Source organism: Phascolarctobacterium succinatutens (assembly GCF_023497905.1).
Taxonomy (GTDB): domain Bacteria; phylum Bacillota; class Negativicutes; order Acidaminococcales; family Acidaminococcaceae; genus Phascolarctobacterium_A; species Phascolarctobacterium_A succinatutens.
The window spans coordinates 580,956-605,803 of record NZ_CP097284.1 but is presented as its reverse complement, the minus strand read 5'-3'; the positions used below and the strand labels follow the sequence as shown (position 1 = coordinate 605,803).

Here is a 24,848-nt window from a genome sequence, read left to right as displayed (position 1 = left end):
CCAGCTCTTCATATTCCATATATGACCACGCTATCATAAATCCCTAGGCGTTATTTCTTTCTTTTAGAATTAACTGCATATATTTCAAAATCCCTTTTATCAACTGTATTTTACCCAACTCTCTCATTTTTATTAAAGCAAAAATGCCATGCAATAGCGCACGGCATTTTTACTACTTTCTTTAGTTTTTTAAGTAAAGTAAGTACTAATTTGTCAAAATATTACATTCAACTCACTTGCCCGGGAAGAACGGCCATACGATAGGAATTACAATCAGGGATACGACGAAGCATACGATAACCAGACCGGTACCTGCTTTAACATAGTCCATGAATTTGTAGCCGCCGGGGCCAAGAACCAGAGTATTCGGAGGGGTACCTACCGGAGTTGCGAATGCGCAGGATGCTGCAACAGCGATTGCCATGATAACAGCCTTCGGGTCAGCGTTGAGCTGCTTAGCAATTGCTACACCAATCGGGCACAGAAGAGCTGCGGACGCGGTGTTGGACATGAACTGAGTCAGGATGCAGGAGAGTGCAAACAGTACAGCAGTTACAACCATCGGAGACGGATCGCCGCCCATCAGACCAACAGTCCATTCAGCAATGAGCTTGCCGGCGCCGGTTTTATCCATAGCGGTGGATACAGGCATCATACCTGCGAACAGGAAGATGGTTACCCAGTCAATGGAAGCATAAGCCTGTTTTTCGGTTAAGCAGCCGGTCAGTACGCAAATCAGCGCGCCGATAATAGCAGCCATTTCCAGAGTTACGCCTTTGATATCGAGAGCCATTACCAGAACAACGGCAATCAGGATAGCACCGGAGATAATCTGTTTTTTGCTGTCAGTGCTGGTAGCTTCGATTTCCTGCTCAATATCCTGGTCAGCATCAAGCTCAACCTTCGGCAGCAGGTGTTTACCGATAAACATCATGTACAGCATGCCGGCAATGGATACCGGAATACCGATCCAGGCAAATTCGAAGAAGCCAAAGCTCGGCAGGCCGGCAGCAGTCAGAGCACCGGTTGCAATGATGTTAGGCGGAGTACCTACCATGGTGATGATACCGCCCCAACCGCAGGCAAATGCCAAAGGCATTAACTGACGGGAAGCAGGAATCTTCGCTGCGGAGCAGATGCCTAATGCTACAGGCAGCAAGCAGGCCGCAGTACCGGTGTTTGAGAGCACGGAAGACAGTGCAGTGCCGACAATCATCAGACCAAACATCAGGCTGTTTTCACCGGTTCCGCACAGGTGTACAACTTTGTTACCTATGGACTGTGCCAAACCGGTGTAAAACATCGCTGCACCTACGACAAACATGCCGGCAAACAATACTACGGTAGAATTGGATAAGCCGCTAAAAACTTGCTTAGCAGGCAATAACCCCAACAGACCGCAGGCGATAGCACCGGCAGTAGCAGTGATTGCTAATGGAATAAGTTCGGTAATGAAAAATAATGCAACCACAGCTAACAGAATCAAACACTTAATAGCAGGGGACATAACAGTTTCCTCCTTTTATAAATTTTTACGTAATGTATAAATATAACTTATCACAGTTTATTTCTACATTCCCGTTGTCTTAATATTATCCTAAAAATATCAACTTATGTGTGACTTAAGCAACATTTTAAACCGTTTTTCAGAATATTTTAAATGATTTTATTTACATTATATTTATTTAATTTTTTAAAGTTGTTTTTAGTATCTACAGTACAGATTTCATCCGTCCAGGTGCTAAAAAATATAACATATTATAAGCTGTCAACACTTTCATTCTTATCATATTTCCCCGCCTGCATAACAGCAGAAGGCCGCTGCGCTTTTACAGCAACAGCGACCTTTCTGCCAGTGTTTGATTCAGGGTGTCGTCTAATATGAGAGCATTAAGGGAAGAACGGCCATACCATCGGAATAACAATCAAGCTTACAACAAAGCATACCAGCACCAGACCGGTTCCGCATTTCACATAGTCCATAAATTTGTAGCCGCCGGGACCGAGCACCAGAGTACAAGGCGGAGTGCCAACGGGAGTTGCGAATGCGCAGGATGCAGCAACAGCAATCGCCATTACCACAGCCTTGGGATCTGCATTCAGCTGTTTAGCAATCGCTATACCAATCGGGCACAGCAACGCAGCAGAAGCGGTGTTGGACATGAACTGTGTCAGGAAGCAGGAGATGGAAAACAGTACTATCGTTACAATAAGCGGTGTAGGTTCGCCGCCCATCAGTCCTACTGCCCAGTTAGCAATCAGCTTGCCTGCGCCGGTTTTATCCATTGCAGTGGACACAGGCATCATACCCGCGAACAGGAAGATAGTTACCCAGTCGATAGAGGAATAAGCCTGTTTTTCGGTTAAGCAGCCGGTAAGTACGCATACCAAAGCGCCGATAATAGCAGTCATTTCCAAGCTGATAAATTTCAAATTCAAAGCCATTACGGTTACGCAGGCCAACAGGATAACGCCGGAAATAACCTGCTTTTTCTTATCATGGGTAGTAGCTTCAATTTCCTGTTCGATTTCCTGGTCCGCATCAAGCTCTGCCTTCGGCAGCAGATACTTACCAATCAGCAGCATATAGAGAATACCTGCTACAGATAGAGGAATACCAATCCAGGCAAATTCAAAGAAGCTGAAGCCCGGCAGACCGGCAGCTGTCAGCGCGCCGCTGCCAATAATATTAGGCGGTGTACCTACCAGAGTGATAATGCCGCCCCAACCGCAAGCATATGCCATCGGCAGCAGCTGACGGGATGCAGGGTTTTTGGAAGCAGCACAAATACCAAGTGCCACAGGCATCAGACAAGCGCAGGTACCTGTGTTGGAAAGAACAGAAGAAAGAATAGTTCCTGCAAGCATTAAGCCAAGCATCAGGCTGTTTTCACCGGTTCCGAAAATATGCACTACCTTTTCACCGATAGCCTGAGCTAGACCGGTGTAGAACATTGCCGCGCCAACCACGAACATGCCGGCAAACAGTACTACAGTAGAATTAGAGAGACCGCTGAAAACCTGCTTGGCCGGAATCAGACCCATCAAGCCGCAGGCAACAGCGCCGCCGATTGCAGTAATTGCCAATGGTATAATTTCAGTTACAAAGAACAAAGCAATTACCGCTAACAGGATTAAACATTTGATTGCGGGGGACATAAGCAATACCTCCTTTTAATCTTTTTCCGAAAGTCATACAGCAATGAAATCTTGTATGCTCTTCCGTTGATTTTATGATAGCATTTTCTCCCATCTTTCCGCTGTAGCCTAAGCAACGAATTTATTATATTTTACATAATCTTTTTCATATTTTAGTTTCTAAATTCTATAATTTCTATTGTATTTTTGTTTATAAACTTACGTATCTTATTTTAATTACTTAAGCGCTGTTTTTCAGCTGTTCAGGTACTAATTTCAGCAACTGTTCAGGACAATAAAAAAGACACCTTCACGGTGCCTTTCTTAATAAATATATAATTATTATTCCGTATGAGAATGCTCCAGAATCTCAAATGTATTCTTCTCAAAGCTGATAAGTCCGTCAGCACACATGCGCGCCAGCTCCCTGGTCAAAGCACTGCGGTCGGCATCCAGATAATTAGCCAAATCGGTACGGTTAAAAGGAATAGTAAACTTATCACTGCCATTATACTTAGCTTCCTGCTCCAAATAAGCCATAATCTTTCCGCGCAAGGTTTTTTTGCAAAGGATTTCCGTTTTCTCAATCAGGCGCGTGTTATTATCTGCCAGAATCGAAACGATATTGCACATCAGACGTCTGTTGGTTTCATTGTGATTGCTGCCGTCAAACAGCATTCTTCCCAAAGGAAGCATCAGAATCTCGCTGTCACTTGCCGCAAAATAGCTTACCACACTGTGGTCACTCAGCTTACCCAGGTAGTTTTCCGCAAAAACGTCACCTGCGCTCAAATTGGCAATAATTGATTTTTCACCCCAGATATCCTCTTTGATCATCTGAACAGTACCTTCCATGACAACGCATAAATTTTCGATGCAGTCACCTGCCAGATAAATATAGTCGGATTTAGGAAAATGCTTAATCATTCCATGAAACTTATGCAGAACCTCGTTAATCTCTTCTCTGCCCAAGCCTTTAAACAACGGTATATCATGATAATTCGGTGCAAACATTTTTACTGCCATATTATCACCAGCCTTCTATTTCATATTAGTTATTCCACATCCTTATTATCCCAAATTAAAATACATATGTAAATATTATGTAACTAAAGTAAACGTTTAGTAATTTTGTTGCTCACGCAACATTTTTCCTGATTTTCAAAACTGCGAAAAAGTCCCTAAAACTGCGCTTTTATGCGATATCCGGCTTCACTTACAAAACTTACAAAATTATTCTTTTCTGAGATGTTTTGTAAATAAAGAAAGCGCTTGCAAACTGTTAAAACGTTGCTATGGCAACGCCCACAAATTGTCGCACAATTTATAATATAACCATAATAACCTTAAGACATTTGCTGGGACGTTGTTCCTTATACCAATTGCTTTACCGGTACATTTTGAGGGAAGTGTACCGGGATTTTTTTGCATTATAAGCATCAGCCGGTATATGAGGATTTGCCACTGTATAGACAAGAAAGCGCAGGCTGTCCACCAGCCTGCGCTTTTTATACCTGACTAATCTATAAATGTTATCTTTAACCGAACATAGCCGCAATCGCCTGCTCCAATGTTTTGACACGCACAATCTGTGCCTTGACAGATGGCAGCTGCAGCTTGCTGTCCGGTACAATGAATTTGCTGAAGCCCAGATTAATGCCATCCATAATCCTGCGCTCGGGCGCGCTGACGCGGCGCACCTCGCCTGTAAGACCAACCTCGCCAAAGACGAGGATACCCTTAGGCAGAGGCCTGTTGCGATAGCTGGAAACAAGCGCTGCCGCCACCGCCAAATCTGCCGCCGGCTCATTAACCTTCATGCCACCAACTACGTTGACATAAGCATCATAAATGCCAAAGTCCAAGCCAAAACGTTTTTCCAGAATCGCCAGCAGCATATTCACCCTGTTATAATCAAAGCCTACTGCCGTACGTCTTGGCATGCCGTAGGGGGTTTTAGCTACCAGCGCCTGGATTTCTGCCATAATCGGCCTGTTTCCTTCCATGCAGGCACCGATAACGCTGCCTGCAGCCTCACCATCTCTGTCCTCCAAAAACAGACCTGCAGGATTTGCTACCTCCTGCAGACCGCCTGCCTCCATAGAGAAAATGCCGCTTTCGCTCGTACTGCCGAAGCGGTTTTTTAATGCACGCAGAACACGGAAGGAATAGGAACGGTCACCCTCAAACTGCAGCACCACGTCCACCATATGCTCCAATAGTCGCGGTCCGGCGATAGTGCCGTCTTTGGTAACGTGACCAATCAGCAGCACCGCAATGCCCGTACTTTTGGCAAACTGCAGCAGCTTAGCCGTACACTCACGCACCTGCCCCACACTGCCGGCAGCAGTCTGCAGTTCCGGGTTATACATAGTCTGAATACTGTCGATAATCAGAAGCTGCGGCTTTAGGGCATTCGCCTGTGCTAAAATAGCATCCAGATCCGTTGCCGTAAGAATCAACAGGTTATCATTGGCCTGCGCTCCGCCCAAGCGGACAGCACGCATTGCAGTCTGCTCCTCCGATTCCTCGCCGCTGACATACAGCACTTTGATTCCCTGCTGCCCGAAGCGCAGGCCTGCGTCCAGCAAAATCGTAGATTTGCCGATGCCCGGCGTGCCTCCCAGCAGCACAAGACTGCCTTGAACGACACCGCCGCCCAGCACACGGTCAAATTCACGGATGCCTGTTGCCAGACGTTCTACCTTCGTTTGAGCAACACTGGCGATAGTACGCGGCCGCAGTTTTTCATTATTAGCCGGCAAATAGCTTTTACTTGCCTTGGCAGTTACCTCTGCCTCCTCCACCAGCGTGTTCCAGCCGCCGCATTCCGGGCAGCGTCCCAGCCACGAGGAAGCAACATAACCGCATTCCTGGCAGACAAATCTGCTCTTAGTTCTGGCCATGCTGCGGTTCCTTTCCGCTGCTTACAGCAGCAGTCTGTTCATCTGTCACCGGCAGCTCCAGCAAAAACTGTGCTCCCTCAATCGCCATATGAAAATCCATTTTTTTATCTGCAGCCTCGGCAATAATCTTGTCACCGCTGTGGAATTTTCCTGCCAGGAACAAATCACTCAATGGATCCTCCACCAGCTTGCGCAAAGCGCGGCGCAGCGGACGCGCACCATACTTGCTGTCACTGCCTTCCTTCAGCAGCAGCTCTCGTGCCGGAGCAGTCAGCTCGATGCTGAGACCGTTGCCTGTCAGACGCTGGTTCAGCTCACGCAGCATATTGTCGGCAATCAGCTCCAGCTCCTGTCTGCCCAAGGAATTAAAGACAAGGATTTCGTCTACACGGTTCAAAAATTCCGGACGGAACACGTTCTTGATTTCAGCAAGCACCTGCTCCTTGCGGTTCTTGCGCTCGCCTGCCTCGTTGCCGGCAAAGCCCAGCGGTCTGGTGTTAGCCAGCTGCTGTGCGCCGGCGTTGCTTGTCATAATCAGCACGGCATTACGGAAGTCTACCGTGCGTCCCTGACCGTCGGTCAGACGGCCATCCTCCATAATCTGCAGCAGCAGATTAAACACATCCGGATGTGCCTTTTCGATTTCATCCAAAAGCACTACACAGTAAGGCTTACGGCGTACCGCATCCGTCAGCTGTCCGCCCTCGTCATAGCCTACATAGCCCGGAGGTGCGCCAATCAGGCGTGCTGTGGTGTGCTTTTCCATGTATTCCGACATATCGAAGCGCAGCATAGCACGTTCATCGCCAAACAGCTCCTGTGCCAATGCCTTCGCCAGCTCAGTTTTGCCTACACCGGTAGGACCGAGGAACAGGAAGGAACCGACAGGTCTGTTTTTGTCCTTAAAGCCTGCGCGGGCACGGCGAACAGCTCTGCTTACTGAGCTCACAGCCTCATCCTGACCGATAACACGCTTGTGCAGACGCTGCTCCAGCTGCAGCAGACGGCTGCTTTCTGTTTCGGTCAAACGTGTCAGCGGAATACCGGTCCAGGAAGCAACAACCTCAGCCACATCCTCCGCAGTTACAGGCTGCTTCATGGCCACCTCATCCAAGGCTGCCGCCAGCTGCGTCTGCAGCTCGGCCTCGTTATCACGCAGCTCCGCTGCCTTTTCGTAATCCTGCTGCTCTACAGCATCTTCCTTTTCCATCTGCAGATATTCCAGCTGCTCCTGCAGCTCTCTTGCGGGCGCAGATTTTTTATACAGCTTGATACGCAGACGAGCACAGGCCTCGTCCATCAGGTCAATAGCCTTATCAGGCAGATTTCTGTCCGTAATGTAGCGGTCACTCAGCTCCACCGCAGCCTTGACAGCCTCCGGCTGAATCTGCAGCTTGTGGAATTCCTCATAACGCTTGCGCAGTCCCAACAGCATCGCTTCGCTGATTTCCGCACTCGGTACATCAACAAGCACTGGTTGGAAGCGTCTTTCCAGCGCCGCATCCTTTTCGATATGCTTGCGGTATTCATCAACAGTTGTTGCGCCGATAACCTGCAGCTCTCCACGCGCCAGCGCCGGTTTGATAATATTGGCAGCATCTATACTGCCCTCGGCACTGCCTGCACCGATAATGGTATGCAGCTCGTCGATAAAGAGAATAATCCGCTTATCGTCACGCACCAGCTTTAGTATTTCCTTCATGCGGTCTTCAAATTCACCGCGATATTTTGCACCTGCCACCAGCATTCCCAGCTCCAGCGAAAAAATAATTTTCCGTTGCAGAAACTCAGGCACGTCACCCTTGATAATCTTTTGCGCCAGGCCTTCGGCAATAGCGGTTTTACCCACACCGGCCTCGCCGATAATTACCGGGTTATTTTTTGTTCTGCGGCACAAAATCTGGATAAGGCGTTCAACCTCCTTATCACGGCCGATAACAGGATCAATTTTACCGCGGCTGGCCTCCAGGTTCAGATTACGTCCGTAGCCTGAAAGTACCTCCAGAACATCAGCCTGTTTTTCTTCTGCCTGACGACGCTGCTGATTTCTGCCCGGCACAGCCTTGCGCTGATCATCAAGTGCCTGCACCAGCTCCTTGACAGCAGCCAGCGTAATCTTAAACTTCTGCAGTACCTGATAGGCAATGCCGTCGCCTGCAGCCAACAGACCTACAAGCAGCTGCTCACTGCCGACATATTCCTGCTCCAGCTCCTGCGCGTTCTCTGCCGCACGCTCCATTACACGCTGCGCGCGTTGGCTGTACTGCGGCAGCTTGGACTGCTTACTGCCCTTGTCCAGCCAGCTCTTCAGCTCTGTTTTCATCTCATCGAGATTATTATGCAATTTGTGCAGCAGCTTTTTGCCGGTACAATCCTGTATCGTCAAAAGGCCCCACAAAATATGCTCCGTACCTATATGCTCGCTGCCACAGTCCAAGGCCTTGGTGGTAGCCAGCTCCAGCACCTTGGCCGCAGCCTCGCTGAAGCCCTCGCGGGTAACCCTTTTCTTGGGCTTGCGTCCTGCGCCCTTCAGCATTTCATCCAAAAAGCGTTTGGCTCCCTCCGGTGTCAGAGGCATATCGCCCATACCCATAGGCAGGTAATCCTTAGCGCAGTCACCGCAAAGCCACTTATCAATCTGCTTATCACCTACCAGGCATACCATGTGCATGATAGCCTGTTTTTTATGACAATTTTCACAAAGCATTTCTTCACCTCCGTCCGGTGCTGTGCAGCAAGCCTACAGCCTGCTGCAATATTTCCTTCTTCTTATCCTCATCGGCGTCGATAATCTGCAGCATATACTGCAGTAAAGCGCCTTCTCTTGCTGTAATCATCTTCTGCTGCAGCAAATGCTGCACCAGCTGCAAGGCTGTAGGCGGCTTGGGTGTTTCTGCCGCAGGCTGCATACGTACAATGCGTACAAAACCGCCGCTGCCGCGCCTTGACTCCACCATAAAGCCACGCTCCGGCGTAAACCGCGTACTGAGCACATAGCTTATCTGCGAAGGAGCGCAGGACAAACGCTCAGCCAGCTCATTGCGCTGCACAAGCACAGTATCCTCATGCTCACGCAGCAATTCACCTATAATAAAGCTTTCAATTGCATCCGCTAAATTTTTCATAGTTACTCACCTTGATTATATATTTGAATATATTATATTTGACTTTTCGACTTTAGGCAAGTGAAAAATCTATGGCAAAAAAAAGCATATAAAAAAAGACTACCGCAACCATACTCAGTCACGGCAATCTTTAACATTAAATTGATTAACCCTTAATAGTCTTCAGCATCTGCAAAGCCTGCACGATATCCTGCATAGTGAAATTCTCCAGAGAGGTTGTCTGGGTTTCTTTCTTGGCTTTTTCTTCACCGAATACTATATCATCAATACCACAATTAAAAATATTCGTCATCTTAACCAGATTTTCCAAAGTCAGGCCTGCACGTCCGCTTTCGATATTACTCATATGGGTTTGCGATACACCTATATTTTTAGCCAGCTCAGTCTGATAAATATTATTTTTCAAACGCAATGTTTTGATACGTAGACCCACAGCCTTATAATCCACTTGCTTTGCCATATTAGCTCATCCCCTAACTATTTGCTGATATAGTGATGCCAGCTACATCCAACTGCTTGTGAAATGACCTTCTACATAACCGCACCCTATATAATATAACACAGCATTCTTTCAGAACCATTTCCTGAAAAGCTACCCCCTCTCCCGGAACCGGCGCTCTATTCGCACTTTAATTGTCCTTTTAACGAATGCTTAAACCAACTTACCTAATTATATAATACACCTCTTTAAGGCATTATGCAATAATAATAATTAATATTTTAAGGCAATTAAGTTGCATCCAAACTTTTCTCCTTCTTATTCTCATTGTTTGAAAACAAAAAGCATCTCTGTTTTATAAATAATTTTCTATGATTCTTTAATTGCAGAAAAAAGCGGCATATTTCACAATAGTTTCGCAAATTCTTTGCCTTTTTGACTTTTTGTAAATTGACAGCACGAAAGCTTTCTTCTACAATTAAATCAAGCAGACCTTGCAAGTCTGTCTGATATCCGTTAAATACGAAAGGAGCTGTAAAAATGGGAAAAGGTCTTTTAGGCGTTATCGCTGCTATTGTCATTGCGGCAGCTATGTTCTTCAGCAGCTATAACGGTCTTGTAAGTATGAATGAAAATGTTACCAGCAAATGGTCGCAGGTGGAAAACCAGCTGCAGCGCCGTAACGATTTAATCCCTAATCTGGTAAATACCGTCAAAGGCTATGCAGCACACGAAACAGAGGTATTCAAGGCTGTATCCGACGCTCGCGCTAAGCTGGGCGGTGCCAAAACCGTAGCAGAAACAACTGCAGCCAACAATGAAATGAACAGTGCTCTGAGCCGTCTGCTGGTTGTTGCCGAAAATTACCCAGATTTAAAGGCCAACACTAACTTCCAGCAACTGCAGGATGAGCTTGCAGGTACCGAAAACCGTATCGCCGTAGCACGTAAGGACTATAATGATGCGGTACAGTCCTACAACGCAAAAATCAAATCTCTGCCTACCTCTTTATACGCCGGTGCCTTCGGCTTTACCGCCAAGGATTACTTCAAGGCAGATGCAGCTGCCCAAAAGGTACCGCAGGTTAAATTTTAAGCAGATAATCCCGCTAGCTGCAAGCTGCTGACGGAGGGATAATAATGAAACGTTTTATAATCTGCCTGCTGCTTATCCTGCAGACCTTCTTTGCCGCTTACGCCGGCGCCGCGCCTGCCATGCCGCCACGACCGGCGGCCGGCAGCGGCATTTACGTACAGGACAACGCCGGTGTCATATCTGAAGAGGATAAACAGCAAATGCTCAGCTTGGGCGCTGAGCTTGACAACAAAACAACAGCACAGCTGGCAGTACTGACAATCAACACTCTTGACGGCGAGCCTATTGAGGATTACGCTCTGGAGGTTCTGCGCCAATGGGGCATTGGCAGCAAGGAGCAGAATAACGGTGCGCTCATTGTCGTCGCCGTCAAGGACAGACGCTCGCGCATTGAAGTAGGCTACGGCCTGGAAGGCTCATTGCCTGACGGTCTTACAGGACGCATCCAGGACCAGTATATGATTCCTTACTTCAAGGACGGTAATTACAGCAAGGGTATTTTGCAGGGCTACAAGGCTGCCGCAGCCAAAATTGCCCAAGGCTATAATACGGAGCTGAGCGGGGCGAAATATCAGGCTCCCGCTCCCCAACCGCAAAAAAATACAGGTTCCATCTTAGATGATTTACTGTTTGCTTTGGGCGTAATCGGTTTTCTTATTGTGGATAATCTTTTACTGGGCGGCTTTTTCACGCGCATATTATTGCTGCTGATTTTCCGCGGCGGTGGTCGCGGCGGCGGAGGCGGCCGAGGCTTCGGCGGCGGCAGCGGCGGTGGCGGCGGTTCGTCCCGCAGCTGGTAAATACTCAAAAAAGCTCACTCTGAACTGCATCACTTTCCGGTGATGCAGTTTTTTGTATGCTCACTTTACAATGAACCGACAATGCAGCCACAATGCAAAAACTCCTGCCAAAGCACAATGCCTAGGCAGGAGTTTTTATCATTTTATATTCTTAAACGAAATTCAGCAGTTATATCATGCCTCTGATTTTCATTGCTTCTTCCAGGCTGCCCAGAGCAACCATGTAAGCGGCAACACGCAGCGTTACATTATACTGCTTTGCCTTTTCATAAACAGCCTTAAAGGCCTTGCGCATCAATGCGTTCTGCTTTTCAATAACCTCTTCCTCCGGCCAGAAGTAACGGTACAGATTCTGTACCCATTCAAAATAGCTTACGGTTACACCGCCGCCATTGGCCAGAATATCAGGAATAACCATCACGCCCTTAGCCTCCAGAATATCGTCAGCCTCCGGCGTAGTCGGTCCGTTTGCACCCTCGCAGATAATGCTTGCCTGTACAGCCGCCGCATTCTCCATAGTCAGCTGCAGTTCAATAGCGCAGGGTGCCAGCACGGTGACCTCCATTGCCAGCAGCTCGGCATTGCTAATTGCTTTACTTCCCGGATAGCCTATTACGCTGCCGGTTTTCTTGACATAGGCATCTACATCATAGCAATCAAAACCATCTTCTTTAAAGATAGCGCCGTAAACATCACTCAAGGCAATAACCTTTACGCCTGCATCACAAAACAGCTTGGCAGTCCAGCTGCCTACATTGCCGAAGCCCTGCACAGCAGCGGTTGCCTCATGCGGCTGAATTCCTTTCAGCTTCAGTGCTTCCAGTGCCGCAACAACAACACCGCGTCCGGTAGCAGCAGTACGTCCCAATGAGCCGCCTACGCTGATTGCCTTGCCTGTAATAAAGCCAGGCTCATATTGACCGGCCAGCTTGCTGTATTCATCCATCATCCATCCCATAATCTGAGCATTAGTATTCATATCAGGTGCCGGGATATCACGTTTTTCACCGATAATCGGTGCAATTTTATCTATATAACCGCGTGTCAGACGCTCAAGCTCTGCTTTCGAAAGCTTAGACGGATCTACAATAATACCGCCCTTGCCGCCACCATACGGCAGGCCTGCCACGGCACATTTACAGGTCATCCAAAAGGCAAGTGTCTTTACCTCATCCATGCTTACATTCTGATGATAGCGTACGCCGCCCTTTGCGGGGCCAAGGATTGTACTATGCTGGCTACGGTAGCCGGTAAATACTTTTGTAGTACCATCATCCATTTTTACAGGAATAGAAACTTCCAAAGTACGTTCGGGAACCGCAATAATAGCTGCTGCGCCTGCATCAAGCTTCATTGTCTCAATCGCTTTATTCAGTGGAATTTGGGCCATTTCAAAAATATTCATAATCAAGCCTCCTTGCTTTCCAAAAGGATATAACCCCATATCCGTACTCTTATTATATCGTGTACACTATTCACTGTCTACAAAATTTTATGTAATTTTTTAATGTTTTAAAGCTTTTTTACTTACAAAACTGCTTTGTTTACAGTAAAAACGCCAGCGAAGCCGCCGGCGTTTTTACTTTAGTCTATTATAGGGAACTCGTCATATACTCTGCCAAAATCAATTCCACCAATAATTTTATTCTTGTACTGCTTGCGAATAGCCCGCTCGCCCTCCTCCATATGCTTGGAGGTTATGCCATAGCGACGCGACAGCCACACCTCTACAAAGGCCGAAAGATTATCGCAGCCTTTGAGCACACTGCCGTCAATTGCATGGAAGCCCGGCTTGTTGTACTTGCTGCCGATTTCTTCAATGCTCGTCTGCACTACTTTGCCGTCAATGCGGACACGATTGGAAAATTCATTTTGCGTATAATACAGAATATCCTCATGCCAGGTATAAGGCAAGAGCGGCAGAATCTTTTCAGCTACCATACGCTCTTCCATGCGCTTAATCAGCTCATCAAGGCCAGGTACACTGCGTTTGACCGGTGAAATAATATCGCGCGTCAGCACCTCCGGCAAATCGTGGAAAAGACCGCAGAGAAAATCACCTACGATACGCTCATCACAGGCTCCCAGCTTAACTGCGCAAAAATAACCCATAATCGCTACCAGCAGCTCATGCCCCATAACAGAGGTTTCGGGAACACGCGGCGATTGCGCCCATCGCTTTTGGAAACGCAGCTGGCCGACAAGATCGATAAACTTGCTGCTCTTGCCCTTCAGCGCCAGCTTCTTTACTGCCGCCAAATCGTAATGATCCTCCAGCTCGTTTTCTATAACAGCCTTGGTATCCTCACTGCCGTAAATACCCTCATTAAAGTGATAAATCAGCTCAAATTCCCATTTGGTTGCCAAATAATGGGCAGCGCGCAAAATCTTTTTTTCCATAGCGCAGTATTGCGGGTCCTCAAAATAGAGCTGCATTTTTTCCATAAAATCTTCCTGAATATCAGGAATTCTTCTACGCAGCTCCTGATAAACCCAGGCATTAAGCTCCTTGCCATAAACACGCATCATTTCATGGAAAATCTGCGGCTTAATATCAGTCAGCACGTTGCGCTGCAAAAACTCAAAAATGCCGCCCTCTATAAGCAGACGCCAGTTGAGCTGCGCACCATGGTCATCCTCCTCATGGCGGGCCAGCACATACATAATCATTATTTTATGTGCCTGCTTATCAAGCTCTGTAAAGCCGCTGGGGCGGATATGCTCATTCCAGCGCTGTATATGCGCTGCATCATACAAAAATTCAATAAAGCTTTTGGTCAGCATTGCTTCATCTCCCTCATAAACACGTCTACTCTTATTTAACAGCAAAAGCAGGCTTTTGGCAAGAACGCCGGTAATTTTATTTTATATCTGCATATATTAAAAGGCAGCCTCCGCCTGTGCGAAAGCTGCCCATCAAATTAACTTAGGCCTTTTTATCCAGCATCTGCTCCAGTGTATGCCAGCCAAGTACGGCGCATTTAACGCGCGCCGGCATGTGGGATACATCCTGCAGCACACCTGCTTCCTCCAGCTCGTCAATTTCTTCCTCGCTGGCGGTCCCTTTAATCATGCGCAGGAAAATATCAGCAAGGCGCAAAGCCTCTTCCTCACTCTTGCCGATAACAAGATCCAGCATCATGTCAGCACTTGCCTGGCTGATTGCACAGCCGCTGCCCTGGAAGGCACCATCAACAACCACGCCGTCGGCAAGTTTCAGCTTCATGGTGATATCATCACCGCAGCTGGGATTATAGCCGCGCATCTCTACGTCTGCATCAGGCAAATCATGCTTATGACCGGGATGCATATTGTGGTCGATTAAAATTTCGTTATAAAAGGCTCTATTATCTGCCATAGCCCATTCTCTCCCTTATTGTAGATAAGCTGTTAATGAAGCGCTCTACATCTGCTGCCGAATTGTAGAAGGCCAGACTTGCACGGGCAGTCGCACCGGTGCAAAGGTGGTCCAGCAACGGCTGAGCGCAATGATTGCCGGCACGTATATTTACGCCGTCAGCATCAAGGATTGCAGCGATATCATGCGGATGCACGCCCTCTACCGTAAAGGTAAGAATACCCTTGTGCTCTTCTGCGGTCTTACCGCCGATAATATGTACACCGGGAATATTCTGCATCGCATCAAATGCTAATTTCGTCAGCGCTGCTTCGCGCGCTTCGATTACCTCAAAGCCGATGCTGTTGATATATTCGATAGCAGCATGCAGTCCGGCAGCACCGGCAGCATTTACCGTGCCTGCTTCAAACTTGTGCGGCAACGGTGCATATTCCTGGCCGTCGCGGCTTACAAAGCTGATCATCTCGCCACCGCTCAGGAACGGAGGCATAGCCTCCAGCAATGCCTTCTTGCCGTACAGTACGCCGATGCCCATAGGTCCGAGCATCTTGTGGCCGCTGAAAGCAAGAAAATCAGCGTCCATTTTCTGCACATCAATCGCCATATGCGGTGCGCTCTGCGCTGCGTCAATAACAGCAACAGCGCCAACCTTATGCGCAGCACTGATAGCTTTGGCAATCGGGTTCAAGCGTCCCAAAACGTTGGAAACCTCTGCCATTGCTACGATTTTAGTTTTTTCGGTTACAGCAGCATCGATAGCCTCATCGCTGATACTGCCGTCAACAGCACATTCAATGTACTTTACTACTGCACCTGTCTGCTGTGCAACCATGCGCCAGGGCAGCATGTTGCTGTGATGCTCCATAATCGTGGTAACGATTTCATCACCGGGCTTAAGGTTAGCCAGACCGTAGCTGTAAGCTACCAGGTTCAGGCTTTCCGTAGTATTGCGGGTGAAAATAATTTCCTGCTCGCTTTTGGCATTGATAAACTTCTGCACAGCAACACGCGCATCTTCATAAATGTCGGTTGCCTGCATTGCCAGGTCATACAAACCACGCAACGGATTAGCATTGTGTTTGAGATAAAAATCACGCTCTGCCTCAATAACGCAGGCAGGCTTTTGTGTGGTAGCAGAGTTGTCCAAATAAGCAACATCGTTAGCTGCCAGCAAAGGGAAATCCTTTTTATAATCAAAGGACAGTAAATCCTTATCATTCACCATCTGCCATCACTCCTTCCAGATAACGCTGTACTAATTGCACAGTATCCTCGTCATCAATCTTGCGGCACAGGGCATCAATTTTCGCCTTAGCCATCATATCAACTGCCTCCTGCTCGCTGAAACCGCGGCTGCACAGGTAGAATAATAATTCGTCATCAAGCTTGCCGATGCTGGCGCCATGGTTGCCCTGCACGTCCTCCTCACTGCACAGAATCAGAGGAATCGTCTGGTTAACCACGTCATCGCTCAACAGCAATACTGTTTCCTTCTCGTCACCAACAGCGCCGGCGCTGCCGTTTTTGAAATCAATCGTGCCACGATAAATTTTCTTAGCACCACCCTGCAGCACACCGTCCGCAGTCATTTCGCAGGTAGTCTTTTTGCCGTAGTGGTTGGCAATAAAGTTCATGTCAACAGTCTGTCCATGGCGGCCGTAATAACCGATAGCAGCGTTGAAATCGCTGCCGTCACCGAGAAGCTCGGTGCGTACGCCGTTGTAAATTTTATCTGCACCCAACTGGATTTGCAGCAGCTCAAAGGCAGCATTGTCGCCAAGCTCACTGCCAACGTCGTTGATATGCAGGAAATCCTTGCCCAAAAGCTGTACCTGCACCAGCTTAACCTTAGCACCGGCAGCTACGTCTATCTTAGCCTGGATGCTTGCCTGTCCTTTAGCTTGTGCTGTAGAGATATAGGTCATCAGCACAGTAACCTCACTGCCGGGCTTAGCTTCGATTTCAATCTGATTATAGCAGCTTGTATTATCGGCATAACGCAAAGTAACAGCAGCTACACTCTTGCCTGCGTCAGCAACAAGACGCAGCTTTTTGCCCTCGCCCAGATTGCTCATTGCTTCACCGACGCCGCCTGCTATTTTGGCAAAATCAGTGCCATGTACTGCACACTGAGCCTTTTCGCTGCAGCCGCAGCAATTGCTGCCCTTGCTTTTATTCAGGCAAACGTTGCCCTCCAAAGCTACACGCGGTTCACAACTCTCCTGCGGCAGCTCCAAGCCGGCCAGCTTTGTTTCATTCATTTTTAACCTGTTCCAGGTTGGAGCAGGCAACTGATTTATTACTAATTCTTCTATCATGCTGCTCCTCCTTAACCTATACTGCCCTGCATTTCCAGGCGGATAAGGTTGTTCATCTCAACAGCGTACTCCAGCGGCAATTCCTTGGAAACATTATCCGCAAAGCCGCTGACAATCATCGCTCTTGCTTCTTCCTCGCTGATACCGCGGCTCATCAGGTAGAATACCGCATCGTCGCTGATACGGCCGATTTTCGCCTCATGTCCGATATCCGCGTCGGCAGTACGCACATCAATAGCGGGAATGGTATCGGAACGAGAAATATTATCCAGCATCAGGCTTTGGCAGGAAACAGAAGATTTGGCCTGCTTAGCCTTATTGGTAACAACTACGCTGCTGCGGAAAGTGCTGATGCCGCCACTCTTGGAAATAGAGCGTGTGTTGACAATGCTGGTAGTTTTCGGTGCATTGTGTACAACCTTGCAGCCTGTATCCAGATTCTGGCTGTGACCGGCAAAGGTTACGCCCGTAAATTCACTGTGCGCGCCGGTGCCGTTCAAAATACTCATCGGATAAAGATAGGAAACGTGGGAACCGAAGGAGCCGGAAACCCATTCAATAGTACCGCCCTCTTCAACCAAGGCACGCTTGGTATTAAGGTTATACATATTCTTCGACCAGTTTTCAATCGTAGAATAACGCAGCTTAGCATTTTTACCAATAAACAGCTCAACACAGCCTGCATGCAGGTTAGCAACATTATATTTCGGCGCGCTGCAGCCTTCGATAAAGTGCAGGTCTGCGCCCTCATCAACAATAATCAGCGTATGTTCGAACTGGCCTGCGCCCTTTGCGTTTAAGCGGAAATAGGATTGCAGCGGAATCGCCACGCTTACTCCCTTCGGTACATAAACAAAGGAACCTCCGGACCACACAGCGCCATGCAATGCGGCAAATTTATGGTCGGTAGGAGGCACCAGCTTCATAAAATGCTCATGCACCATCTCCGCATACGGTCCGTTCAAGGCGCTTTCCATATCAGTATAAATAACGCCCTGCTCTTCTACCTCTTTACGCACATTATGATAGACAACCTCGGAATCATATTGTGCGCCTACACCGGCCAGACTGCTCTGCTCTGCCTGAGGAATACCCAAACGATCAAAGGTGTCCTTAATATCTTCGGGAACATCCTCCCATTTACCTTGCATGTTCGTGTTAGGACGTACATAGGTAACGATGTTATCCATATTCAGACCGTCAATCGAAGGGCCCCAGTTCGGCACCTGCAGCTTATTATAAATATCCAGGGATTTAAGACGGAATTCCAACATCCATTCCGGATCATGCTTTTCACGGGAAATTTTTTCAACAATCTCACGTGTCAGGCCTTCCTGAATGCGGTAAGCGTCCTTATCCTCGTTACGGAAGTCGTAAAGACTTCTGTCTATATCATCAACATAGGTTTTTTCTTCCATATTTTCCCCACCAGTTATTCCTTATTCTGCAAAAACTTTTCAAAGCCATTTTTGCTGACTTCATCAACCAGCTCCGGACCTGCATTTTTGATAATCTGTCCCTGAGCCAGAATATGAGTGTGGTCAACATGCAGTGCATCCAGAATTTTAGTATTATGAGTAATAATCAGCAATGCTCCCTGACGATGCTCCTGGAAGGTTTTAATGCCCTGAGAAACAATCTTCACTGCGTCAACGTCCAGACCGCTGTCCGTTTCGTCCAGAATTGCCAGCTTAGGATTCAGCATCAAAAGCTGCAGAATTTCTGCCTTCTTCTTTTCGCCGCCACTGAAGCCGGTGTTAAGATCACGCTCGGCATATTGGCTGTCCATCTGCAGCAAAGCCATAGCCTGACGCAGCTCCTTACGGAAATCCCAAGCCTTGATGCGTACACCGCGCTGCTGCTCCAAAGCAGTTTTCAAAAAGCTGCTCAGGCTGATGCCGGGAACCTCCAGCGGATTCTGGAAGGAAAGGAACAGACCTGCCTTAGCGCGTTTATCTACGGCAAGTTTGGTAATGTCTTCGCCGGCAAAATTAATGCTGCCGCCTTTTACAGTATATTTAGGATTACCCATCAGCGCATAACCCAAGGTGGATTTGCCTGCACCGTTAGGTCCCATAAGCACATGAGTTTCACCCGGCTTAATATCAAGATTAATATTGTGCAGAATCTCTTTGTCCTCTACATTGACTACGAGATTTCTTACCTCTAATAAATTCTCTGCCATATTTATCCTCCAATCGAAGCAATCCGGAAGAACTGCTTCTCAAAATTTTAATTCCCACATTTCTAGTATGAATTCCATACCCTATTATAAAATTATTTTTCGCACTATGCAAGCGCTTGACGCAAATATACACCTACAATTTGCAAATATTTTGCAATACAGTGCGATAAAAATGCCTTTTAACAGCATTCTTCTTATTATATAATATTTTCAGGAAAATTTATAGTGAGGCGAGAAAATTTATGGTCAAAACAGCAAAATTCACTGTCTATGAAAAATTTTTCCAGAAACAGCGCAGAAAAATACCAATCAAAACGCAGCAGCCAAAATTCGTTTAAATCGATTGCTAAGCTCAAGCCCTCAGACAAGCTTTGCAAACTTCCCAAAGTAAAACAGGATGCGCAAGCATATGCCTAAGCTTCGCATCCTGTTATTGATTATAATAAAAATATACGCAACTAATGTCTGTTGATTGGGAGACAGCAAGTTAGGCACATAACGAAAAAAAAGCACTCCATTTGCATGAAGTGCTGAATTTACGTGGTGGGCGCTAACGGGATCGAACCGCTGACATTCTGCTTGTAAGGCAGACGCTCTCCCAGCTGAGCTAAGCGCCCGAAAATGGTGACCGGTGGGGGAATCGAACCCCCGATACCGCCGTGAAAGGGCGGTGTCTTAACCGCTTGACCAACCGGCCAGGTGGCTCCCCGAGTAGGACTCGAACCTACGACGCCCTGATTAACAGTCAGGTGTTCTACCGGCTGAACTATCGGGGAATATTTTGTGATGTTTTGTGTCGCTCAACATCACGAGTGTTATTATACTAAGTCCACACGCATTTGTCAACACTTTTTTTGAACTTTTTTATGATTTTTTCAGAAAAAGTTTCCCAAAGTCGTCGAGCCTCTTTGCTTAAGCAGAAAAAAACGCTCAACCATACGTGTTTCAGGCTTTTACCTTAACTACGATTTTTTGTACGTTACTTGCGATTTTTTCTACAGAACAATTAGGTCTGTGCAATTCCCACGGGAAAAAAATTGCAAAATCACCGGAATTTAATACTGCGCAGTTTTTCTCCTGCGGGTCGGCGTAAAAAATTACGTCTTCTTTTTCTGCTTTATTTTCAGTTTCCACGCAAGCATCAGTCAGCGGTGTATACCAAATTGCTTCCTCACCGCGAGCAACAAACTGTACATCAATATAATCGTTGTGCTTTTCCGGACGACGTTCAGCCTTGGGCTCGGTATCATATGTATTGACGCGGGCAAAAACATTGCGTCCGTCAATTTCATATTCTCCGTTTTCTACCTTGCTGAAATCAGTAGCAGCAACGTAAGCCAGTGCTTTTTGCAAACGCTCGCTTACATACGGCAGCAGCTTTTCAATATCTTTTTTATTTCCTTGCAGCATAATTATTTTCCTCCTCTATCGTTGACGAAAGCATTGTTGATTGTTATAATATATGTAGGTTGGTCTGACGAGTGGTTCCGTCAGCTCTTCCCATAAAAATTGTTTTATTGAAGAAAAGGCTGGCGGTCATATGTCGGTCTTTTTCTTTTCTGTAATGTTACTTACAAGCCAAGATAATGGTCGCAACAAGAATGCCGAAAGCAATCATAAGACTTAAGGCTTCGTACACCCGCATAGCTCCCACCTCCCTTGAGGGGCAGCCGACGTTCGTCAGACCATTATCATTATACCAAAACTAAACTAATAAAGCGAGGTTTTTATGAGCTACTTAAATGTCACCAATGTTTCCCACTCCTTTGGCGGCCGCCAAATTTTAGAAAACGTTTCCTTTAAGCTTCTGCGCGGTGAGCACGTCGGTCTTGTCGGCGCTAACGGCGAAGGCAAATCCACCTTTTTGAATATCGTAACCGGTCACGTACTGCCTGACGAAGGCAAGGTTGAATGGCCCGGTAAGGTCACCGTCGGTTATCTGGACCAGCAAAGCACTCTGGAAAAGGGCATGACTATCCGCGAGGTTCTGCGCACTGCCTTCGACAGCATGTACGCTATGGAACAGCAAATGCTGGAGCTGTATGATAAAATGGGCGATGCTTCTCCCGAAGAGCTTGATAAAATGATGAATACCGTCGGTGAAATCCAATCTGAGCTGGAGCACAGCGGTTTCTATTCCTTAGACAGCAAAATCGAAGAATTTGCCAACGGCCTCGGTCTTGGCAGCATCGGTTTGGATAAAGACGTAAGCGAGCTTTCCGGCGGTCAGCGCAGCAAGGTTCTGCTTACTAAGCTGCTGCTGCAAAACTCCCAAATTCTGCTGCTGGACGAGCCTACCAACTATCTGGACGTTGAACATATCGAATGGCTTACCAAATTTCTGCAGAACTATGAGCACGCCTTTATTCTGATTTCCCATGACATTCCCTTCCTCAATAAGGTTGTCAATGTTATCTATCATCTGGAAAATTGCGAGCTTACCCGTTACAGCGGTGACTACGACAAATTCCAGGAAATGTACGCCATCTATCAATCACAGAAGGCTGCAGCCTACGAGCGTCAGCAACAGGAGGTTACTAAGCTGGAGGACTTCATCGCCCGCAATAAGGCTCGTGTTGCTACCACCAATATGGCAAAAAGCCGCCAACGCAAGCTCGATAAGATGGAAATGATTGAAAAGCCGCGTGAAAAGCTGAAGCCAACCTTCAAATTCACCGAAGCACGTACTCCCAGCCGCTTCATCGTAGAAGCAAAGGATTTAGTGCTTGGCTACGACAGCCCTCTCACCAGACCTGTTACCTTTAATCTGGAACGCGGACAAAAAATCGCTATCCGCGGTGTCAACGGCTTAGGTAAAACCACCCTGCTGAAAACCATTTTAGGTATCATTCCGCCTGTCAGCGGCAAAGTCGAGCTGGGTGAATTCCTGGAGCCCGGCTATTTTGAGCAGGAGGAACGCAAAAAGAACGAGAATACTGCTCTCGATGATGTTTGGAACGAATATCCTGGCCTGACCAACTACGAGGTACGTGCTGCACTCGCAGGCTGCGGTCTGACTAATGAGCACATAACCAGTAAGGTTTTCGTACTCAGCGGCGGTGAGGCTGCCAAGGTACGCCTGTGCAAGCTGATGCTGAAGGATGTCAACTGGCTGGTACTGGACGAACCTACCAACCATCTTGATGTTGACGCAAAAGACGAGCTGAAGCGTGCACTGAAGGAATTCAAGGGCAGCGTTCTGCTTGTTTCCCACGAACCGGAATTCTACGAGGACTGGGTAGATAAGGTTTGGAACATCGAAGACTGGACCACTAAGATTATTTAATATTGTAAGCATAAGATGCAAAAGCGTTCTGCCGTAATTTTACGGCAGAACGCTTTTTACTGCAACAGCTTACTTTCAGCGTATGCGTTTCTTAAAAATCTTGAACAAATCCGGCTTTTCCTCCGACATAAATTCGTACCCCGGCGCCAAAAGTGCAGCACGCTCGCGTGCTGCCTCCAGATCATGGAACACATCCCATTTGGAAGCCACCAGCTGCTTGCCGTACTGACGCAGCAAATACGCCGGATGGTAGGTAGCAATGCAATCAAAGCCCTGCTCCGTGCGGAACCACATGCCGCGGTCGCGCGTAATGCGCATATCCGGTCGTCCCAGACAATGCAGCGCCACGCTGCCCAAGGCCACGATTACCTTCGGCTGAATAATCTCCAGCTCACGCTGCAGCCACTGCTTGGCGCAAAAATCAGCTTCGGCAATATCCGGAGTACGATTATTTTTCGGTCTGCATTTAATAACGTTCGTGGTGAGTACTCTGTCACGCGTCATCTTAGCTGCCCACAGAGCCTTGTCCAGCAATTGTCCTGACGGACCGATTAACGGACAGCCGTAATCATCCTCGACCTGGCCCGGGCCCTCTCCTACAAATACAATCGGGCTTTCGGGATTACCGTACCAGCTCACGGGCGCAATAGCATCCTGACGTAAGGGGCAGGCTTGACAATTTGCCAACTCCCCTTCTAATTCACTTAAATCCATATCCTTATCCTCCACAATTTTTCTATGCTAATATCCCAAGTTAGCTTCATGCTGCGTTACAATAAACGGCAAATGCTCGCACAAGGCTTCACGTGCCTGCCACAAATTTTCGCCCGCAGCCTGGATATTGCCGACAGCCGGCGATACCTTGCGTCCGAAAGCGCCAAGCGTCAGCATGCGACCATTTTTATCAAACAACCCTTGCTCCAGCGTCAGATACCAATAGCCCTCCTTCGGAGACTGATTACCTTCTATTCCGCAGACGAGCATATATTCTGCACCGGCATCCCTGCTGAGCTTCAGCAAATCCTGCGTTGTGTAGGCATCCTTGGGCAGATTGCGTTCCATAATAATATAGCTTGGCAGCATTTTGCGATATTCGTCAAGCACAAAACGCTTGATATCCGTTACATAGGCAAGCTTTTTCAGACTGTCGGAGGTATTTACCCAAACAGCTACCACCGGCTTCTGCGTTATTTTTCTATCCGCAACAGGTTCCAGGCGTCCCATGCTTATCTCTTTGTCACGCTCTTTATAGTATTCGCTGATGCTGTAATCAAAATACATAGCCATAGCATGCTGAAGATTGCTGATTTTATTGGAAAGGCTGTACTTCACCGGCTCGCCGAACTGCTTATAGCCACCGAAAAACGTCTGCAGGCTGCCGGGAACAGGGTCCGCCGTGTTGCTGATACGCAGCAGCTTAATCTTATTACCGTACTGCTCCGCAAAGGCACTGTTGCCAATCGCCGGAGCGCCAAAGGTGATAACAACAAACTTTTCCTTAGGCATTCCCAGGCTCGCTAAGCGCTCGCCCAGCAGCGTCGCTGCCGCTCCGCCCAGACTGTGACCTGTAAGCACAAGGTATGCATCAGGTTCCTCGCTTACGCGCTTGAAAAGTCCTCTCAGCTTGCTGTTCTCATCAACTACGCCGCTGCGCAGCACCGCATCCACATAGCTGTTAAAGCCTGCATGTACCGCCGCGCCATCCTTAGGCACAGGCTGCGCTGCCAGCTCGTGCATCTCCGCTAAGGTCGAACCGCCGTAATTAACCTTTTTCGTTGCCAGATTAATTTTCCAATCACTCTTGCTGGCGCTGCCACGAAAGGTCACCAGATATATTTGCTTATTAGCCTTAGGGAAATAATTTTTGGCTACAGCATAATTCAGCTCTACCTTGCCATCACTTTCCTGCTGGCTTTCAATCTGCCAGCCATAGCTGCGCAGATAATCAAACTCCTGGGAAGTATGCGGCAGATAAACACCCAGACAGGATGCTGCCGCGATTGTTGTAAAATAACTCTGCATATAAGCAGAGCTTACCGGATTAGGTGACGCTGCATACGTCATCGTACCCAAGCCGAAAAACAGACATACAATTGTAAGTAAACGCATAAGCTTAAGCATGCTGCACCTCCTTGTAACATACCATTGCTATTATTATAACACAAAATCCCGAACCTCTTGAAGAGATTCGGGATTTT

The 24,848-nt window shown here is 47.5% G+C and carries 21 protein-coding genes and 3 tRNA genes; 3 read left to right on the top strand and 21 right to left on the bottom strand.

The window, feature by feature from the left end; genetic code table 11:
* Window positions 1-232: 232 nt before the first annotated feature.
* The 7 genes from M5E81_RS02905 to M5E81_RS02875 all read right to left on the bottom strand — a co-directional run bounded on the left by M5E81_RS02905 (window position 233) and on the right by M5E81_RS02875 (window position 9,629).
* Entirely contained in the window at window positions 233-1,507 is a 1,275-nt protein-coding gene (locus M5E81_RS02905) for an SLC13 family permease (RefSeq protein ID WP_009146354.1), read from the bottom strand.
* Window positions 1,508-1,890: 383 nt separating this feature from the next.
* On the bottom strand, window positions 1,891-3,159 hold the full coding sequence (locus M5E81_RS02900; RefSeq protein ID WP_249747834.1) for an SLC13 family permease: 1,269 nt from the start codon (window positions 3,157-3,159) through the stop codon (window positions 1,891-1,893).
* A gap of 321 nt (window positions 3,160-3,480) precedes the next feature.
* Window positions 3,481-4,164 carry a Crp/Fnr family transcriptional regulator gene (locus tag M5E81_RS02895; RefSeq protein ID WP_249747833.1) on the bottom strand — a complete coding sequence of 228 codons (684 nt, stop codon included), beginning with the start codon at window positions 4,162-4,164 and terminating at the stop codon, window positions 3,481-3,483.
* A 512-nt stretch (window positions 4,165-4,676) separates the two neighbouring features.
* Window positions 4,677-6,044, bottom strand: a complete 1,368-nt coding sequence (radA, locus tag M5E81_RS02890) for a DNA repair protein RadA (protein WP_009145542.1) — start codon at window positions 6,042-6,044, stop codon at window positions 4,677-4,679.
* Window positions 6,031-8,751, bottom strand: coding sequence for an ATP-dependent Clp protease ATP-binding subunit (locus tag M5E81_RS02885; RefSeq protein WP_009145543.1), 2,721 nt, complete (start codon window positions 8,749-8,751; stop codon window positions 6,031-6,033). Before M5E81_RS02885 ends, radA begins: the two co-directional genes overlap by 14 nt.
* Window positions 8,752-8,755: 4 nt before the next feature.
* On the bottom strand, window positions 8,756-9,169 hold the full coding sequence (locus M5E81_RS02880; RefSeq protein WP_009145544.1) for a CtsR family transcriptional regulator: 414 nt from the start codon (window positions 9,167-9,169) through the stop codon (window positions 8,756-8,758).
* 145 nt (window positions 9,170-9,314) lie between these two features.
* Complete coding sequence (locus tag M5E81_RS02875) at window positions 9,315-9,629, bottom strand: helix-turn-helix domain-containing protein (protein ID WP_009145545.1); 315 nt, start codon at window positions 9,627-9,629, stop codon at window positions 9,315-9,317.
* A 519-nt stretch (window positions 9,630-10,148) separates the two neighbouring features.
* Between M5E81_RS02875 and M5E81_RS02870 the strand changes: the two genes are divergently transcribed.
* Window positions 10,149-10,703 carry a LemA family protein gene (locus M5E81_RS02870; protein WP_249747832.1) on the top strand — a complete coding sequence of 185 codons (555 nt, stop codon included), beginning with the start codon at window positions 10,149-10,151 and terminating at the stop codon, window positions 10,701-10,703.
* A gap of 44 nt (window positions 10,704-10,747) precedes the next feature.
* Window positions 10,748-11,503: a TPM domain-containing protein gene (locus tag M5E81_RS02865; RefSeq protein WP_249747831.1), complete on the top strand. Its 756-nt coding sequence runs from the start codon at window positions 10,748-10,750 to the stop codon at window positions 11,501-11,503.
* A 169-nt stretch (window positions 11,504-11,672) separates the two neighbouring features.
* Here the strand turns inward: M5E81_RS02865 and M5E81_RS02860 are convergent, their stop codons facing one another.
* The 12 genes from M5E81_RS02860 to M5E81_RS11395 form a co-directional block, all read right to left on the bottom strand.
* Window positions 11,673-12,908 (bottom strand): Glu/Leu/Phe/Val family dehydrogenase, encoded by a 1,236-nt coding sequence (locus M5E81_RS02860; protein ID WP_040565096.1) that lies wholly within the window; start codon window positions 12,906-12,908, stop codon window positions 11,673-11,675.
* Between the two features lie 179 nt (window positions 12,909-13,087).
* Window positions 13,088-14,287, bottom strand: a complete 1,200-nt coding sequence (locus M5E81_RS02855) for an HD domain-containing protein (RefSeq protein ID WP_009145550.1) — start codon at window positions 14,285-14,287, stop codon at window positions 13,088-13,090.
* Between the two features lie 142 nt (window positions 14,288-14,429).
* On the bottom strand, window positions 14,430-14,861 hold the full coding sequence (gene sufU, locus M5E81_RS02850; RefSeq protein WP_249747830.1) for a Fe-S cluster assembly sulfur transfer protein SufU: 432 nt from the start codon (window positions 14,859-14,861) through the stop codon (window positions 14,430-14,432).
* A complete protein-coding gene (locus M5E81_RS02845; RefSeq protein ID WP_009145552.1) occupies window positions 14,851-16,086 on the bottom strand; it encodes an aminotransferase class V-fold PLP-dependent enzyme in 1,236 nt (411 codons plus the stop codon). The genes sufU and M5E81_RS02845 overlap by 11 nt, the downstream gene beginning before the upstream one ends.
* Entirely contained in the window at window positions 16,076-17,179 is a 1,104-nt protein-coding gene (locus M5E81_RS02840) for a SufB/SufD family protein (RefSeq protein ID WP_249747829.1), read from the bottom strand. The genes M5E81_RS02845 and M5E81_RS02840 overlap by 11 nt, the downstream gene beginning before the upstream one ends.
* Window positions 17,180-17,190: 11 nt before the next feature.
* Window positions 17,191-18,597 (bottom strand): Fe-S cluster assembly protein SufB, encoded by a 1,407-nt coding sequence (sufB, locus tag M5E81_RS02835; RefSeq protein ID WP_009145554.1) that lies wholly within the window; start codon window positions 18,595-18,597, stop codon window positions 17,191-17,193.
* 14 nt (window positions 18,598-18,611) lie between these two features.
* A complete protein-coding gene (sufC, locus tag M5E81_RS02830; protein ID WP_249747828.1) occupies window positions 18,612-19,364 on the bottom strand; it encodes a Fe-S cluster assembly ATPase SufC in 753 nt (250 codons plus the stop codon).
* A gap of 541 nt (window positions 19,365-19,905) precedes the next feature.
* A tRNA-Val gene (locus M5E81_RS02825) sits at window positions 19,906-19,981 on the bottom strand.
* 5 nt (window positions 19,982-19,986) lie between these two features.
* A tRNA-Glu gene (locus tag M5E81_RS02820) sits at window positions 19,987-20,061 on the bottom strand.
* A 3-nt stretch (window positions 20,062-20,064) separates the two neighbouring features.
* Window positions 20,065-20,140: transfer RNA gene (locus tag M5E81_RS02815), tRNA-Asn, on the bottom strand.
* 169 nt (window positions 20,141-20,309) lie between these two features.
* Window positions 20,310-20,774, bottom strand: a complete 465-nt coding sequence (locus M5E81_RS02810; RefSeq protein WP_009145557.1) for a NanQ anomerase/TabA/YiaL family protein — start codon at window positions 20,772-20,774, stop codon at window positions 20,310-20,312.
* A gap of 157 nt (window positions 20,775-20,931) precedes the next feature.
* On the bottom strand, window positions 20,932-21,009 hold the full coding sequence (locus M5E81_RS11395; RefSeq protein ID WP_222859551.1) for a putative holin-like toxin: 78 nt from the start codon (window positions 21,007-21,009) through the stop codon (window positions 20,932-20,934).
* 84 nt (window positions 21,010-21,093) lie between these two features.
* On the opposite strand from M5E81_RS11395, the gene M5E81_RS02805 reads away from it, so the two are divergent.
* The gene (locus M5E81_RS02805; protein WP_249747827.1) at window positions 21,094-22,650 is read left to right on the top strand and encodes an ABC-F family ATP-binding cassette domain-containing protein; all 1,557 of its coding nucleotides are present in this window, start codon (window positions 21,094-21,096) and stop codon (window positions 22,648-22,650) included.
* Between the two features lie 75 nt (window positions 22,651-22,725).
* Here the strand turns inward: M5E81_RS02805 and M5E81_RS02800 are convergent, their stop codons facing one another.
* The gene (locus M5E81_RS02800) at window positions 22,726-23,364 is read right to left on the bottom strand and encodes a uracil-DNA glycosylase (protein ID WP_249747826.1); all 639 of its coding nucleotides are present in this window, start codon (window positions 23,362-23,364) and stop codon (window positions 22,726-22,728) included.
* Between the two features lie 27 nt (window positions 23,365-23,391).
* Window positions 23,392-24,771 (bottom strand): lipase family protein, encoded by a 1,380-nt coding sequence (locus tag M5E81_RS02795; protein WP_249747825.1) that lies wholly within the window; start codon window positions 24,769-24,771, stop codon window positions 23,392-23,394.
* Between the last annotated feature and the right edge of the window lie 77 nt (window positions 24,772-24,848).